Source organism: Achromobacter pulmonis, assembly GCF_021733725.1.
Lineage (GTDB): Bacteria > Pseudomonadota > Gammaproteobacteria > Burkholderiales > Burkholderiaceae_B > Achromobacter > Achromobacter pulmonis.
The window spans coordinates 1-13,142 of sequence record NZ_JAIFOT010000001.1; the positions used below are offsets into that span (position 1 = coordinate 1).

At 65.5% G+C, this 13,142-nt stretch carries 16 protein-coding genes and 1 pseudogene; 1 reads left to right on the forward strand and 16 read right to left on the reverse strand.

Annotated elements, in window-relative coordinates; genetic code table 11:
* From K2W61_RS00005 to K2W61_RS00075, 15 genes and pseudogenes are all read right to left on the reverse strand, one after another.
* Positions 1-731 (reverse strand): annotated as a pseudogene (locus K2W61_RS00005) (hypothetical protein); the annotation flags it as partial.
* A 14-nt stretch (positions 732-745) separates the two neighbouring features.
* Positions 746-1,411 (reverse strand): DUF2612 domain-containing protein, encoded by a 666-nt coding sequence (locus K2W61_RS00010; RefSeq protein WP_236754904.1) that lies wholly within the window; start codon positions 1,409-1,411, stop codon positions 746-748.
* Position 1,412: 1 nt separating this feature from the next.
* Positions 1,413-2,594, reverse strand: coding sequence for a baseplate J/gp47 family protein (locus K2W61_RS00015; protein WP_236754905.1), 1,182 nt, complete (start codon positions 2,592-2,594; stop codon positions 1,413-1,415).
* A complete protein-coding gene (locus tag K2W61_RS00020; protein ID WP_175132583.1) occupies positions 2,591-2,944 on the reverse strand; it encodes a contractile injection system sheath initiator in 354 nt (117 codons plus the stop codon). The genes K2W61_RS00015 and K2W61_RS00020 overlap by 4 nt, the downstream gene beginning before the upstream one ends.
* Before the next feature lie 8 nt (positions 2,945-2,952).
* Positions 2,953-3,696, reverse strand: coding sequence for a Gp138 family membrane-puncturing spike protein (locus K2W61_RS00025; RefSeq protein WP_175132582.1), 744 nt, complete (start codon positions 3,694-3,696; stop codon positions 2,953-2,955).
* A gap of 34 nt (positions 3,697-3,730) precedes the next feature.
* Positions 3,731-4,741, reverse strand: coding sequence for a phage protein (locus K2W61_RS00030; protein ID WP_236754906.1), 1,011 nt, complete (start codon positions 4,739-4,741; stop codon positions 3,731-3,733).
* 19 nt (positions 4,742-4,760) lie between these two features.
* Complete coding sequence (locus K2W61_RS00035; RefSeq protein ID WP_175132580.1) at positions 4,761-5,060, reverse strand: phage baseplate plug family protein; 300 nt, start codon at positions 5,058-5,060, stop codon at positions 4,761-4,763.
* A gap of 9 nt (positions 5,061-5,069) precedes the next feature.
* Positions 5,070-5,669: a phage baseplate protein gene (locus K2W61_RS00040; protein ID WP_175132579.1), complete on the reverse strand. Its 600-nt coding sequence runs from the start codon at positions 5,667-5,669 to the stop codon at positions 5,070-5,072.
* Positions 5,662-7,338, reverse strand: a complete 1,677-nt coding sequence (locus tag K2W61_RS00045; RefSeq protein ID WP_236754907.1) for a phage tail tape measure protein — start codon at positions 7,336-7,338, stop codon at positions 5,662-5,664. The genes K2W61_RS00040 and K2W61_RS00045 overlap by 8 nt, the downstream gene beginning before the upstream one ends.
* Entirely contained in the window at positions 7,331-7,489 is a 159-nt protein-coding gene (locus K2W61_RS00050; RefSeq protein ID WP_236754908.1) for a DUF6889 family protein, read from the reverse strand. The genes K2W61_RS00045 and K2W61_RS00050 overlap by 8 nt, the downstream gene beginning before the upstream one ends.
* Before the next feature lie 26 nt (positions 7,490-7,515).
* Positions 7,516-7,965 carry a phage tail assembly chaperone gene (locus K2W61_RS00055; RefSeq protein WP_175132577.1) on the reverse strand — a complete coding sequence of 150 codons (450 nt, stop codon included), beginning with the start codon at positions 7,963-7,965 and terminating at the stop codon, positions 7,516-7,518.
* A 3-nt stretch (positions 7,966-7,968) separates the two neighbouring features.
* Complete coding sequence (locus tag K2W61_RS00060) at positions 7,969-8,409, reverse strand: tail tube family protein (RefSeq protein WP_169537352.1); 441 nt, start codon at positions 8,407-8,409, stop codon at positions 7,969-7,971.
* A 13-nt stretch (positions 8,410-8,422) separates the two neighbouring features.
* On the reverse strand, positions 8,423-9,898 hold the full coding sequence (locus K2W61_RS00065) for a DUF3383 domain-containing protein (protein ID WP_236754909.1): 1,476 nt from the start codon (positions 9,896-9,898) through the stop codon (positions 8,423-8,425).
* A gap of 10 nt (positions 9,899-9,908) precedes the next feature.
* Positions 9,909-10,502, reverse strand: a complete 594-nt coding sequence (locus tag K2W61_RS00070; RefSeq protein ID WP_175132575.1) for a phage neck terminator protein — start codon at positions 10,500-10,502, stop codon at positions 9,909-9,911.
* Between the two features lie 817 nt (positions 10,503-11,319).
* Positions 11,320-11,658, reverse strand: a complete 339-nt coding sequence (locus tag K2W61_RS00075; protein WP_236754910.1) for a hypothetical protein — start codon at positions 11,656-11,658, stop codon at positions 11,320-11,322.
* Between the two features lie 298 nt (positions 11,659-11,956).
* Between K2W61_RS00075 and K2W61_RS00080 the strand changes: the two genes are divergently transcribed.
* Positions 11,957-12,718 (forward strand): S24 family peptidase, encoded by a 762-nt coding sequence (locus K2W61_RS00080; RefSeq protein WP_175132574.1) that lies wholly within the window; start codon positions 11,957-11,959, stop codon positions 12,716-12,718.
* Between the two features lie 83 nt (positions 12,719-12,801).
* Here K2W61_RS00080 and K2W61_RS00085 read toward each other — a convergent pair whose 3' ends face one another.
* Complete coding sequence (locus K2W61_RS00085; RefSeq protein WP_236754911.1) at positions 12,802-13,023, reverse strand: hypothetical protein; 222 nt, start codon at positions 13,021-13,023, stop codon at positions 12,802-12,804.
* Positions 13,024-13,142: the final 119 nt, after the last annotated feature.

Here is a 13,142-nt window from a genome sequence, read left to right on the forward strand (position 1 = left end):
TCAGCGTCAGTTCCGGTAAATCGACGGAACATATCGCGCAGATCCGGCACCCGGAACTGCGTGGCCGAATAGTCCGAGAACCAGTGACTGCCGCGGTTCGCCGACCACAGGGCCTCTGTCTTTACCAGCCCCTGCTCCTGCGCATAGCCCCACAGCGCGGCGTAATCGGCCTTCGACAACAGCCCGCCGGTGGCATCGACTTCACTGGCCAGCGGCAGATTGGTATGGCCATCCAAGGGGCGGCCGCATAACGGCGAACGGTAGCCAGTGAAATACTGTCCGGAAACCCAGTTCCACACTTCCGCGCACTCCGCCACGATGATGGGCCCCACATCCTGCGTCGGCAGCGCGCTGATCGAATAGATGCGGGGAAAGTTGCCCGCCACGAATGCGGTCGTCGCAATGCGGGTGCTTTGGTCGCTGGCTGCCGGCGTCGGCGCCGTCGGAGTACCCGTCAGCGCAGGCGATGCCGCCAGCGCCGCCACGAATTGCTCCTGCAGCGCCGCCAGGTCGCCGTTGTCCAGCACGTCCTGGCCGGCCTTGTCGGCGATGTACTGGCCGATCATGGCGGCCACGAAGGACGCCTGGCGCCAGACGGTGTTGAGTTCCCTGGATTTGGCCGTGCCGGCCGAGAAACCGGCCAGCCGGGCGGCCAGGGCCTGATAGTCGGCGGGAGCGAGCACGTTGGCGCCGGGCACGGTGCCGAAAGGAAGAATTTGATTGATAGCCACGGATTTGTCCTTATTCAACCGGCAAAAAGCGAACCCCAGAGTCCGCAGTCGAACCCCGAGATGTATTGGTTTTGAACGTCAAAACCGAACAGAGGCCCCTCTTGCGAGGGGATGACGTAATAACTGATGCGTACGCCCTGCGGTTTGAGCGGGATGTACCCGCCCGTCAGCAGTGCCAGGAACAACGCAGACGGCGGCGTGCCGGCGACACCGATGTCAACCGACATGTCGCCGTTGTCCTGAATGAACACGTGGGTGCCGCCGCCGAAGATGCGGTCCAGGATGGCGGCCGAGGCCTCCAGCGTGCCGTCCCAGTGGTTGGCGCCGATCTTGGCGCGCAACAACAGCCGGTAGGTATCGTCGTCCAGCTCGGTCAGGCCGCTGTCCGGATCGAAGGGGCCTTGCCACACGCCCTGGTCGAAGCCCAGGCCGTCGATGTCGTGCGAGAAATAGACATTGGCGATCGGTGTACTGACCTTGCGGTCGAGTCCCACCCAATGCCCCACGGCGTCCAACTGCGCGCCAATGGCGCGGTCCAGGTCAAAAGCCGCCGGCATGCCGCCGTACAGTTCGCGCACGCCCGCCGCCGCGCCGCACAGGGCGGCAACGGTGGCGCTGAAACGGGGCTTGGCGCGGTGGTACGCGGATAGCCGCGCGATGTAGTCGTCAGAGTTGGCCATGTCAGGTCACCGTGAGCGTCACGTCGTCCGCCATCGCCGCGGCGGCTTCGTTGAAGGCCAGCGCCACATCCGGCGCGCCGTTGCCGGCCGGACCGCGCAGGGTCAGGCCGGTGATCTTGAACGTGCCATTGCCCGGCACGCCGTTTGCCGCCGAGATGGCGTCGGCCCATTCCACCGAGGCGCTGGCGCCGCCGCCGATGGCCACAGCATTGATGTAGTCGGCGATCGCCTGCCGCACCGCCTGCCCGATAGCCGTGGTGTAGCCCGGCAACGCACGCATCTGCACCGCCACCGAGAGCGGCACAAGGGTGGGCCGGAAAAAGCGGATCTGATGCGCAATGCCGTAGATGTCCGTCACCACCACCGTGGTGGTACCGTGCGTGCCGGTTCCGGGCGTCTTCTTGGCGGCGATCGCCTGTGCGATCCGCGCCGCGTCGCCGCCATCGACTACCAGGGCGATGCTGTGAGGCGGCAGGCCATGAGCATCGGCCACCGGCGTATCGTTCTCGAAGGCAGCGTGGCGCAACACGCCCGGCACCGATGCCACCGCGCCGATGGTGCCTTCCAGCACGCTGCGCGATGGCAGAGCCACCGATATGGCCTGCCGCACCCGCAGGGCAGCATCGCTCTCGACCGGTGCGCCCGGCGTCGCGGCGGCCGGATTCTCGACGGACTGCCAGCCCAGCGTCGGCGTGCCGATCTGGTTGATACTGCCGGCCGCCGCCGTCACCGCGCCCAGCGTCTGGCTCAGCGCCGTGACAGTGATCTCGCCACCCGGCGGGATGGTCACGCTGGGCGGCAATTGCCAGCGTCCGCGGTTGGCATCGGTGGCCACGCCATCGACGATGGTGACGCCGCCCTGCCCCACGATACGCAGGTCCACCGACGAGCGTGTCGCCACGCCGCGAGCCAGGCCGTTGATCTTGACGTTGTTCGACAGCGCCGCATCGGCGGCGGTGGCGGGCGAGAACGCGTTGTACACCTTGATCGCCGCCGTGTTGGCCTCATGGATGGCCAGGGCGAACACGGCCAGCAATTGACCGTCCTGGCTGTCCGCCTCCAGATACGTATCCGCGCCGTAGATGCCACGGTACTGCTGCTTGAAATACTCCAGCACCTCGCCGTAGCTCGGTGCGCGTATGCCCGCGGCGTCGATGACCGGGGCCGTGGAAAGAATCGTCATAATGCCGCCTGCACAAGGGCCGTGCCGTAAAGGGTTGAAATGGAAGCCGTCACGCTCAAGCCACGGGTATCCGGGTCAAGCCGGCTCGAATACTCGGCCAGGCCGGTCACACCGGCCGTGCCCAGAATGCGCTGGCGTATGGCCCAGTCGTAGCCGGCCCTGGGCTGCTTGCCCAGCACCTCGCCGTTCCAGGGCGTGCCTTCGGTCACGTCCAGGAACCATTCGCCGCGCGCCAGCATCAGCCGCGTCTTGACGGCCTGCGCCACGGTCTCGGCCGTGTCGCGGTGGAAGTCGGCCCGTGACGAGCCAAATGCATAGTCGCCAGCGGCGTCCAGTTTTCGGTAACGCATAGGAATCCTCAGTTGGGCGGCGTGGTCACCGCGTTGGCGCCCTGGGCGATATGGGTGTGGGTATCGTCCACCCGCTTGCCGTTGGCCAGGATCTGGCCGATCACATTCAATACCCCGCTGATCTGGGCGGTGTCGCCCTGGCCGCCGCTGCCGACCAGGCCGGCCAGGTAGCGCAACAGGCCGTTGACCAGCACCTGTCCGGAAAACTCGGACACCGGCGCCACCACCTCGAAGCCGCCCGGCGCCACGATCTTCACCTTGCCGGCGGCCGGATCCAGTTCCAGAAAGGTCGAGCCATCGTCGCTGCGCAGTTGGGTCGTGGTCGTGCTGACCGCGGGCAGTACCCGCGGCTGCGATCGCACCCCTACATAGACAAAGCCGTCGGACAGGTCATGCATCCGCACCTCGGCCTGGTCCTGGACCTTCCCCGATTGCCACCAGGCATCGATGCAGCGCGATGCAAACACCACCAGGCATTCGTCGCCCGGCGCCACCGGAAACGTCAGCGTGCAATTGCCGCCCGACGGAAAATACACGGGGCAGTCCACCAGCAGCGGCAACGCCTTGCTGTACTGCTGCCCATCGGGTGCGGTGACGCGCGCCCGGATGGCCGGTTGCGCGGTGCATGTCATTGCCACCGGATCGAACTCACCGATGATGGCCGGCATGGCGGTCCAGGTCTGTGCCAACGCGCCACGCAGCGCGGCGCCGATCGCGGTTCCCGGATCGTTCAAGTTCTCTAGTCGGTTCATGAATCATCCTGCTGAAATGAAGCCGGACGGCCCGCTACTTGACGACACTGGCCGGCTTGGCCGCATCGTCCTGCGTGCCCGCCCGTCCCAGGTCGCCCGGATACAGCGTGGCATCGGTGGCCAGGCAGAGGGCCTCCGTGTACCATTCGTTGTCGCGGGTATGGCCGCGATGCTCGACTTCCATCACGTAGTAGTAGCCGTCGCTGCTGATACGGCGCTGTTCGCTGCGGTCGATCTCGGCCGCGTCCTTGCTCTGGGTCCGATCCTCGAAGCCGTATTCGGCGATGCGGCTGTTGTCCAGATTGATCAGGCCGCCCACGCGGATGCTGGGGTTCAGCAACATGCGGATCTTGATGCCCTTCTCGACCTGCTCGGGCATGCCGACCAGGCCTGTGTCGTGGGACACAACTGGCACCGAACCCGGCACGTAGGCGGTTTCGGGCACGACCACCACCTTGCCGTCCTGGATGCTCCACAGCGTGTTGGCGCTGCCGCAGACATCCTGCAGGTAGTCGCGCACCATGCCGGACATCACCGCCCCGCGGATCGCTTTCTTGCCGCCCAGGTCGGGGGCGTAGCCCTGCCTGACGCCATAGGGATTCATGGCCGAGCACAGCAACCGAACTTTGTCGGCGCGGCTGCTGCCCTTGGGCAGGGTGGCGTTGACCACCGCGAAGTTGTAGGCCTTGTCACCGTCCGCCGCCGTGATTTCCAGCGCCGTCTCGGTATCGCCCGAGCCGCCCCATTTGGCGCGCACCACGTTGCCATGGAAGATCACGCCGTAATTGCCCTCATAGCCGGCCTGCAGCACCACACGGGTGAACTCGCGCTGGACCATGCTGGCGGTTTCGCGGCTGGCATTCGTCACCTTGATGGTGGCGGTATTGGGCGACTTGGCGTCGTTGCGCTTGATGGAAAAGCTGAAGCTCAGCGCCGACAGGTCGATGGCCTCTTCGTCGCCAACGATCAGAGACACCTTCCTGCCCCACTGGCGCACGCCTTCGTCGTCGTCCACCGGATCGCCATACACGGCGATCGGTTCCATTGTCGTGGTCCCGGCCATGTCAGTCCGCCACCCAGTAGAGCTTGGCGCCACGGCCCAGGTCGGTGAACGTCGGCGCATCGTCGGGCGATTCCGCCCCCGTCACCCGCAGCCCCCCGGTGAATCCGAGGTGTCGATACTGTCCCAGCAGGTTCAGGCCCGTCACCAGCGGGATGCCGGATACCAGCGCCTGGCCGAGATCATCGGCCACGTCCAGGATCCAGCCGTCGCGATACTGCAAGGTCAACCGATAGTCGTCGCCGCCCAGCGATATCGCGAACACCTGCGGAATCGGTGACACGGGTATCTCGAAGTAGTTCATGCGTATCTCCTATGTCCAATACAGCGACCCGCCGCCGAAAGGCGTCGCGGGCCGGGGGGTTTTTGCGCCCAGGCTCTGCTTGTCCGCGGTCTTCTCTTTCTCTTTCTGGTCCGCGTACGGCGGCAGCGATGTGCTGCGGGTCTGCACCACGACCACTTCGCGCAACATCACCGTCGCGAACACGGCGCCCAAGGAGTTCCTGCTGGTCTCGACCGAGATCTTCTCGATCAACATGTCGCTGTAGCGCCGGCGGCTGGTGACCACGGTCACCGGCTCGCGCGATTCCTGCAGGCTGAGCAACTGGGAATAGATGGCGGTCGCGTAGTCGTCGGCCGCGGCCTTGCCATTGGCGACATCCTTGGCCTGCGCGCCCGCCAACGCCTCGTACGAGGCGTTGCTCCAGGCGCACTTCAGGGTCAGCGACAGCGGTTGCTTGAACGCATGATCGCTGATCGCCGATTTGCCATACGGGCCCGACTCCACCGGGTGGCTGGTGATCTTGAGCGCGTCGTCATGAGACTCGCTCAGGGTCGCTTCCACCACGATGTCGCCGATTTTCTTGGACAGCAGGCCGATCATGTCGGCGCCCGCGATTTTCAAGTCAGCCATAAGATCCCTGCAGGTTGCGCGTCAGGTCTGCGTTGACCCGGCTTTGTTGATTGGCCACGGCTTCTCCGGTCGCTCTCGGATCGGTCGATCCATTGACGTGGATAGTCGTGGTGGCATTGATGGAAACCGGCGCGGCCGCGGGCGGCACCAATGCGGCGCCCGCGGCCGCGTCGGTGGCGAAGCCGGAGGGGTAATAGCGCCACGGCTCGACCTGGACGCCATCCAAGTGCTCGGGCCGGATACCGGTGTCGGGCGGGTTCAACCGCGGTACGGGTTGTTCGGCCGGAAAGCCCGGCGTGCCCTCCCGCCCTTTCAACGTGCCATCGCCCAACGACCTGGGGTATAAGAGCAGCCCCGCGCCCACGGCCGTCGGCGAACTCGCCACGCTACGGATCACGGACTTGGCGCCATCGGCGATACGGCCGATCCACGAGCCTGCGCTCTCCCACAAGGACTTGCCCCACTGCAGCGCGGTCTGCCCCGCCGCCTTGACCCCGTCAACCACCAGGGCGCCGCCGCGCGCCGCCATGTTGCCCAGCCAGGACCAGGCCGCGCCCGCCATGCCGCCGAGCTGCGTCACGGCCGCGCGGCCAAATGCCGTCATCCTGCCGAATACCCCGCGCACAAAGCCGCTGGTCGCCGACCAGGCGTTTCGCACGTGGCCGCCGATGGTGCTGGCCATGGAACCCAGGCTGGGGCCCAGCCTACGCACGAGCGACCGCAGGCCATCGAACTTCGACACCAGCCCCACCAGGGCGCTCACCACGCCGCCGCCGCCCAGCATCAGGAATCCGCCCACCAGCAACATGACCTGGGAACTCAACCCGCCGGTGACGTCATCCAGCCAGGTCATCACGCTGACCACCGGTCCCAGCAGCGACATCAGCGACAGGACGAAATTGCCGACCTCGCCCAGCCGCGTGCCCGCCGTCTCGCCGTTCTCCTTGAACCAGGCCGCGATGCCATCGAGCGTCTGCTGCAGCTTCGGCCCCATGGTCAATAGCGCCTGCGCGAACATCGCGTCGACGGAGCCACTCAACTGACGCACGGTCGTCATCAACTGGTGGGCGCGCTCGCCAGCGGCCTCGATCCTGCTGTTTTCCTCGGCATCGCGCTGCACGGAAAGGCGTTGACCGAATTCGGGATTGCGCAGCGCCTCCATGACGTCGGCTTCCAGCCCCAGACCCTTGCCCGTCTCGCGGGCCTGGTTCGGGTCCATGCCCGTGAGCACGTCGCTCAACGCCAGCATCAGGTCGGCGCTGTTACGCTGGCCGCCGGCGCCATCGTTCGACGTGATGTGCAGCTTTTCCAGCAGGGCTGCCGTGGCGGGATCGTCGCGCGCGTTGCGGTGCAGCGCCTGGACGCCGTCGCGCATCGCCCCGACGGAAAGGCCGAAGTCCTGCGCCACCGCTTCCAGCGCCCGCATGTCGCGGCCCGTGGTGCCGCCCAGCTTGGCGGCGAAATAGCCCTGCTCGAACTGAGCGATCTTGTTCTCGGCAAAGTCGACCACACTCTTCGCCCGTCCGGCGAACACCGCCAGCGCATCGGACAGGCTCTGTTTGCGCGAGTCGCCGATGGTCTTCTTGAGGTCATTCAGATCGTCTTTGTCGATCTTGAATGGGCCCATCAACCCCGACAGGTCGATGGGCATGATTGTTGTATTAGCCATTTTTTTCTGCCATGTGGCGGCGGTACGCTTCCGCCTTGTTGTCTGCCCGGACCGACAGCGCGTCGTTCAGGAGCGCGATGTCGGCCAGGTCCAGGGAGCCGTCCTTGAGGGACTCGTACTTGCAGAGCCCCTCGAGGACGGGCGCCAGCAACCAATCCTCGCCACCGGGCAGGCTCTTCAGCCAGCCTGTGTCGCCTCTGGGCTGCCGCTCTGGCTGGTAAGCAGCCCTTGTATAAAAGGCCCGAGACTTCCGACGATGACGCGCAGAGCCAGTGGCAACATGACCGACAGGTCGATGTCCTGGAACATCGGCACGTGCTGGCTGGCCGACCAGATGGCCGTCCAGCCATGCTCCTGCCGGCGTTGCACCGCCTGCATGCAGGTGTCCAGCACGTAGTCGGCGTCCTCGTCCTTCATCGCCGCCAGGCCATCGGCCAGCGGCTGCAGGACATCGGCCATGCCGCCCGGATCCTCGGTGATCCCGCGCCCGCCCGCCGCGAGGCGGACGAACACGGGGATCAGCGTAGGAACGATCGGAGCGATGCGGCGCGACACGTGGAACTGTTGCTTGGCGCTCAGTTTCCCGATGGAGTACCGGTGGCCGTTCAGATCAAGTTCCTGTGCCATGGCTTAGTAGATTCCCAGGATCGTGTCGATCTTCGCGGCGTCGAACGTCCACTTCACCACGTCGCCGTCCTTCTTGTAGGTCAGATCGGGCTTTTTGCTGAACGCGCACGAACGGCAGGCCGTCACGTCGCCGGTAGCCGGGTTGGTGATGGTGATGAGGTTCTTGCCCCAGAGACGGCTGTCCAGCGACTGGGCGTCGTACAGGGCCTGCAGCTGGGCGTTGACCGGCGAAGTCTTCAGGTAGCTCAGCGTCACGGTGCCGCTCTTGTCGGCCCGCAGCGTGTGCATGACTTCACCATCGGCGCCGACCGTCATGGCGCTTTTTTCACCCTTGGCGGCGATGGCGATGCCTTCATCGGCCACGCCCGAGCCGGAGCCCAGGGAAATCGCCCCGCCCGGGCCCACGAGACTGGCGCTGATATCAGCGAACGAATAGGTAGACATCTGCTACTCCTGTTTAGCGATTGACCGTGACCAGAACGTCGACGGTATGGATGGCGCCGGCTTCCTTGGCGGCGACCTGGAACGGCACGGCCTTGCGCGCCTCGCGGTCGGCCTGCGACTGCGTGGCGATGGCCGGCGCGTAGACGTAGTAGCCCTTGGCCAGCGTGTCGCCCTGCTTGAGGGCGCCGAAGCCGGCCGAATTCCACACGCCCGGGGCCAGGTAGCCGTTGTTGACGGCGGCCTCGCACGCGGCCTCGATCACCGAAGCGATCAACTGGTTGCCGGCGTCGGTCTGCGGCACCTTGGTGGGGCTGGTGTACAGCAGGTTGTAGACGTCGGTCTGGACCCGGTTGCGGAACCAGATCGCGTTGTAGACCGAGTCGATGAAGATGCCGCTGGGCGTCACGCCGTACTGGATGATGGCCGTGTCGTTGTCGTAGTTGACGAACACATTGCAGTTCTTGGCCGCCAGCGTGTCGGCCTGGCTGCTGGTCAGGGTCTCGGCGACGATGCCGGGCTCCTGCTTGTACATCAGCGTGATGGTGGTGTTGTTGGCGTTGAAGTTCACCGTCAGCATGCGGCCCAGCAGCGAGGCCACCGCGTACGGATTGGCGCTGGAGAACTGCACGATCGAGTACTTGTACTTCAACGCCTTCAACTGGCTGGCGATGTCGTCCTGGTTGGTCGGGTCCAGCACCTGCGGCGCCTGGGTCGACACGCCATACAGGTGGCGCTGATCGGCTTCGATCAGGCCGGCCACGGCCAGGTGCTGCGCGTCGGTGACGTCGGCATCGGCGAAGGCCAGGCCCAGGAACTTGTTGGCGAAGCGGTCCAGGAACAGCGACACGGCGTCCTCCGGCGTTTCGGCCGCCATGCCGGCGACCGGCGCCGAGGCCTTGTCCGCGGTCAGGCCCAGCATCGACGAAATGTCGGTGCCGGCGCCAGCGGCCGAGGCGTAGCCCAGCGTCGACGTGGCGCCCGAGGTGTTGGAGGTGACCACGAACTGCGCCCCGTTCCACTGCACCGACGCCGAAACCAGGGCCGTCGAGATGATCGTGGCGACGCCGTTCAGGTTGGTGGCGCCGGAGAAGTCCAGGCCGTTGACCGTCTTGGCGGTACCGTCGACCGACAGCGTGAAGGCGCCCGCGGTCACCGCGGTCCAGGCCGCCATCTGCTTCTCGGCGGCCGACAGCACGGCGCCGCGCAGCGTGGCCGAGGTGGCGCCCTTGGCCCAGCGGCCGATGTACAGCTGCGAAGGCTGGGGCGTCTGCTGGAAGTAGAGCAAGGCCGCGCGGTACTCCGGCGCGGCGGTGCCGAAATCGGCGGCGACGGCATCGATGCCGCCATAGGAGCGCATGCGCTCGCCGGTGTCGATGATCGCGGACGATCCCAACAGCAGCGCCGTGTTCAGGCTCGCGCCCTGCGCCGCGAGCGGCGACATATTGATCGTGACGTTGATCAGGCGTGATACCGGCAATCCATTAGCCATGGTAAATCCCTTAATCTGCAAGGTGGTTGGTGTTGTCCGTCGGGGCCAGCGACGCGGCATGCGTCGTGACTTGCGCCGACAGAAGATTCAGGACCGGATAGCTGCGCATGATCCGGCGCTTGAAACGCAGGGTCATGTCGAACTGCCGTATCCACTGCTGATTCACGAGTTCGTGCATGGCCATGATCGGCCCGATGCCGCTGACCGCCATGCCTTGCGCCAGCAAGGCTTCGCGGTTCTGCGGCACGGCGGCGCCATCGCGCAGCTGCGCCGCATGGCGCAGCGCCCGGGGGCCGAACATCGAGCAAAGCACCTCGGTGTCTTCGTGCCGAACGTATGAATCAGATCCTTCTCCGGCCGGGTCATGCGTGATGACCGGACCGGCGTCCGCGGTTTGCGACCGGATGTCCATCAGGCACCAGGTCTCGGTCTGCGCGGGCGGTTCCACGCCGGCGGCAAGCCAGCGCGTACGAACCAGGTCCAGGGGCAGGCCGGACACGCCGGCGATGAACCCTTGGAACAGCGCCTCGAGTTCGGCATCCTCCAGGGGCGGAGAAATAGCGATCGGCGCCAGGTAGCCGCCAGTGGCCGAACTGTTCGCCATGCGTAGCTCCTTTGTCGTGTTGAGATGCCCGAAGGCGGTTTTGGGGGAATCCAGCTGCCTGGAGGCGGATCGCCGACTTTGGTGCGCACAGGGCGCCATGCCGCGTTGCGTGTTGCGTGCGGCCGATATGCGGCGGGTTCCGGCTGTCGCCCACCGGGCTGCCGCCTCAAGCCCTTGCTGGTCACCGCGGACGGGAGACAGGCCCGTTCATGCAGGCAAAGGCGAGGCGGCAGGCCGCTGGGCCCCGCCTCGCGGGCGGCGCCAAATGAAACGCCCCGCGCTCTCGAAGAGAACGCGGGGCGCGCAAACAAAAAAGGCCCGCCTGTGGCGAGCCTGTCCGGGAAACATCAAAGAACACGAAAGATATGTGCATCAGGCGATTCATCCGCCATCCGGCCTGTCCGCCGGGCACACGTACCCTCTCATAAAAAAGGCCCGCTTTCGGCGGGCCTGGTTTGCTTGTTGATGCGTGCGGGTTATTGCGTGCTCGTTGGCGGCGGCTTCCAGTCCGTTCCCCGGTGCCTGGGAAGGTCATCGGAGTGAACCGCGACGGCATGAGTGAATTGTTGCGCAAGATCCACCGCCGAAGCAATCCCGACATGTCGCACCGGGCGCGCCGTGCTGGCGCGTGAGCCGAGTGCACTCATGAAAAGCGCCTTCTCATGAAGCGCACCTTCTAACGAAAAGTACCTCCTCACGAAAAGTACCTCCTCACGAAAAGCACCTTCTCACGAAAAGCACCTTCTAACGAAACGTACCCTCTCATAAAAAAGGCCCGCGCTGGGCGGGCCTTCATGTTCCATGATGTTCTGCTGCTTCAGCGCAGCAGTGCTGCAATGCTTTGGCAATTTGGCGGGTCGGCGGCGGGCGCGACGACATGGATGCATTGTCTCGCGGCATCAGGCGCGCAGGCAATCCCACCGTGTCGCACGTCGCTCCAGACATAGCTGAGCGAATTGCGCGCATGCTCGATGCGCGCCACCTGGCCGCCTTCGTGCAGGGTTTCGAGCACCCGCAGGATCGCCTGTCGCATCGCGTTGCGTTCACGCCGCGTCAGGTCGCGCGCACCGGATGCGCCGCGCACCAACTCGGCCATGCGCCAGGGACGTCCTGGCGCAGCCGCCATCAGATCCAATACCTCGGTTGCATATTTCATCGGGATGCCCCCCGGACAAGATGCTTATCCATGCTTTTTCCTTGTTCCAAGCCTGCGGTTCGTCGTCATCCCGCTTGCCGGCCGTGGCGAATCGCTACTGCGGTAGCGAACTAGGGACTGGTTGCCGGAGGCCCTGGCCACGACCGGCGGGATGAGCCCCCGGTGCCACCCCGACCGGTGAGGGCTGCGGTTGGCACGACTATCTTGGGGACAAGAATCATGGTAGCGAGTCGCTACCAAAAAATCAACAGCGAATCGCTACTGTACTTCCGGGTAGCGGATTGCTACGATCGCTACCATGGACATCCGCTCGATACGACTGAACAACCTCAGGTACGCCGTGTACGACGCCGGCGGCGTGGAACGCCTGGCCGAACGCGCCGGCGTCAGCCGCAAGTACCTCGACCAGATACTCCAGGGTTTCCAAGGCAAGCGGGACAAGAACCCGCGCCGCGTCGGCGACGCGCTGGCCGCCAGGCTTTCCGTGGCCCTGGGCCAGGCCGCCCACTGGATGGACCTGCCCCACCCCGAGTTGTGGCGCGAATGCTCTGCGGACCTCATGGCCGACACCCCGCAGGGGGGACTCGTTTCCGTTCCGCCCGCGCGGCTCGGCGGCGCCACTCACGGCAATGTGCGCATTGCCCAGTTCGATACCGGAGGCGCGATGGGCAACGGGCTGGAACTGCGCGACCAGCCCGGCGTCATCCAGAGCTGGAGCGTCAGTCCCGAATGGCTGCAGAAGAACGTCCGGGGCTTTTCGTCCTCGAAGAACCTGTGCATCGTCACGGGATTCGGCGACTCCATGCGCCCCATGTTCAATCCCGGCGATCCCCTGATCGTGGACCGTGGCGTGCAGGCGGTTGAATACGACGCCATCTATTTCTTTCGCGTCGGCAGCGAAGGCTTCATCAAGCGGCTGCAGCGCATTCCCACCGCATCCGGGCTGGTGGTGCGGGCCAAGTCCGAAAACACCAAATACGATGCCTGGGACATCACCGAAGGCATGGATTTCGAGGTCTTCGGCCGGGTACTGAAGGTCTGGCGCAGCGAGGACTTCTAACCCCCTGGCCCCTTCGTTCCGCCCGCCACGGCGGTGCCGGGTCTGGCAACGGATGAACTGGCCGGGGGGAACCAGCGTTCACGCTATTGGCGTTCCAGGTCCGGCGTGCCGGCGAACTGGCTCTTGAGCAGCGTCAGCGCACCCTTCTCGGCCAGCGCCTCGTTCGGAAACACGTGCTTGGTGTCCTCCAGCACGGGAAAACCGAAAACGCGCACCCGCGCATGGTAGCCCCCTGGCGTTTCCGCGAATTCGATGTCGAAGTTGCGCTCTTCGATCCAGCCCGACTTGTGCAGTTTCCAGTCCATTCCGACGTGCTCCTCATAAGGAAATTGAGCGGCGCGGCCGGCACAGGCCGGCAACGCCGCGGACCCAGGACGCCGGCCCTCGCGAGCCGATGCCCTTCCACCTTACACCCGCCGCGCTG

What these genes read in the sequence shown, in the direction of transcription:
- K2W61_RS00045 (WP_236754907.1), bottom strand. Translation starts at nt 7,338, where the DNA reads ATGGCTAATACAACAATCATGCCCATCGACCTGTCGGGGTTGATGGGC.
- K2W61_RS00080 (WP_175132574.1), top strand. Translation starts at nt 11,957, where the DNA reads ATGGACATCCGCTCGATACGACTGAACAACCTCAGGTACGCCGTGTAC.
- K2W61_RS00025 (WP_175132582.1), bottom strand. Translation starts at nt 3,696, where the DNA reads ATGAACCGACTAGAGAACTTGAACGATCCGGGAACCGCGATCGGCGCC.
- K2W61_RS00060 (WP_169537352.1), bottom strand. Translation starts at nt 8,409, where the DNA reads ATGTCTACCTATTCGTTCGCTGATATCAGCGCCAGTCTCGTGGGCCCG.
- K2W61_RS00055 (WP_175132577.1), bottom strand. Translation starts at nt 7,965, where the DNA reads ATGGCACAGGAACTTGATCTGAACGGCCACCGGTACTCCATCGGGAAA.
- K2W61_RS00075 (WP_236754910.1), bottom strand. Translation starts at nt 11,658, where the DNA reads ATGAAATATGCAACCGAGGTATTGGATCTGATGGCGGCTGCGCCAGGA.
- K2W61_RS00015 (WP_236754905.1), bottom strand. Translation starts at nt 2,594, where the DNA reads ATGACGATTCTTTCCACGGCCCCGGTCATCGACGCCGCGGGCATACGC.
- K2W61_RS00010 (WP_236754904.1), bottom strand. Translation starts at nt 1,411, where the DNA reads ATGGCCAACTCTGACGACTACATCGCGCGGCTATCCGCGTACCACCGC.
- K2W61_RS00085 (WP_236754911.1), bottom strand. Translation starts at nt 13,023, where the DNA reads ATGGACTGGAAACTGCACAAGTCGGGCTGGATCGAAGAGCGCAACTTC.
- K2W61_RS00035 (WP_175132580.1), bottom strand. Translation starts at nt 5,060, where the DNA reads ATGAACTACTTCGAGATACCCGTGTCACCGATTCCGCAGGTGTTCGCG.
- K2W61_RS00070 (WP_175132575.1), bottom strand. Translation starts at nt 10,502, where the DNA reads ATGGCGAACAGTTCGGCCACTGGCGGCTACCTGGCGCCGATCGCTATT.
- K2W61_RS00065 (WP_236754909.1), bottom strand. Translation starts at nt 9,898, where the DNA reads ATGGCTAATGGATTGCCGGTATCACGCCTGATCAACGTCACGATCAAT.
- K2W61_RS00020 (WP_175132583.1), bottom strand. Translation starts at nt 2,944, where the DNA reads ATGCGTTACCGAAAACTGGACGCCGCTGGCGACTATGCATTTGGCTCG.
- K2W61_RS00040 (WP_175132579.1), bottom strand. Translation starts at nt 5,669, where the DNA reads ATGGCTGACTTGAAAATCGCGGGCGCCGACATGATCGGCCTGCTGTCC.
- K2W61_RS00030 (WP_236754906.1), bottom strand. Translation starts at nt 4,741, where the DNA reads ATGGAACCGATCGCCGTGTATGGCGATCCGGTGGACGACGACGAAGGC.